Below are 1,004 nucleotides of genomic sequence, written 5' to 3'. Positions count from 1 at the left end.
GCTTTGCACATATGTTTGTCCTGGTAAGTATGAGTACGGTCCGATTCTACGAGAGAATCTGACTCGAATCGAAATTGAGGGTTGATCATGGGACTTAGAACAGTTTTAGATAAAATGGAGCCCCATTTCGAGAAAGGGGGCAAGTACGAGAAGTGGTATGCGCTTTACGAAGCTGCTGACACCATTTTTTATTCGCCATCAAGTGTAACCAAAACCACATCTCATGTTAGAGATGGTCTCGACCTTAAGCGTATTATGATTACGGTTTGGTTGTGCGCATTCCCTGCTATGTTTTTTGGTATTTGGAACGTCGGTTTCCAGGCAAATACTGCTATAGCGGCTGGGCTGGGTACTATACCAACCGATTGGCATAGCATGTTTTTCATTGGCCATGATGCGTCAAATATTCTTCATAACTTCGTATATGGCGCAGCATACTATATACCTATCTACCTGACAGTGTTTGTAGTGGGTGGTTTTTGGGAAGTGTTGTTTGCCACCGTGCGTAAGCATGAAGTTAACGAAGGCTTTTTTGTTACTTCAATACTATTTACCTTAATCGTTCCAGCTGATATCCCCTTGTGGCAGGTTGCTCTAGGTATTTCCTTTGGTGTTGTTGTTGGTAAGGAAATTTTTGGCGGTACAGGCAAGAACTTCTTGAACCCAGCCTTAACTGGTCGTGCGTTTTTGTTCTTTGCATACCCTGCCGAGATTTCGGGCGACGCAGTTTGGACTGCTGTCGACGGCTTTAGTGGCGCGACGCCTCTAAGCATTGTTGCAGCCAGCGGAATTGAAGGTCTTAACCAATCAGTTTCATGGGTCGACGCGTTCTTAGGCTTTATTCAGGGCTCAATTGGTGAAACTTCGACGCTAGCGATTATGATTGGCGGTTTTGCATTGCTTGCAACCAAAATTGCTTCCTGGCGTATCGTTGTTGGTGTATTTGGTGGTATGACAGCAATGTCACTTATCTTCAATATGATCGGCTCTGACACTAACCCTAT

The 1,004-nt window shown here is 44.6% G+C and carries 1 protein-coding gene; it reads left to right on the top strand.

Going from position 1 to position 1,004, the window contains the following annotated elements:
• Positions 1–87: 87 nt before the first annotated feature.
• On the top strand, positions 88–1,004 hold a 917-nt coding region (locus A3761_RS25080; protein ID WP_068751133.1), incomplete at its 3' end, for an NADH:ubiquinone reductase (Na(+)-transporting) subunit B.

This window comes from Oleiphilus sp. HI0123, from assembly GCF_001635315.1.
The sequence above is the reverse complement of the archived record's forward strand: the minus strand, read 5'-3'. Positions and strand labels throughout refer to the sequence as shown.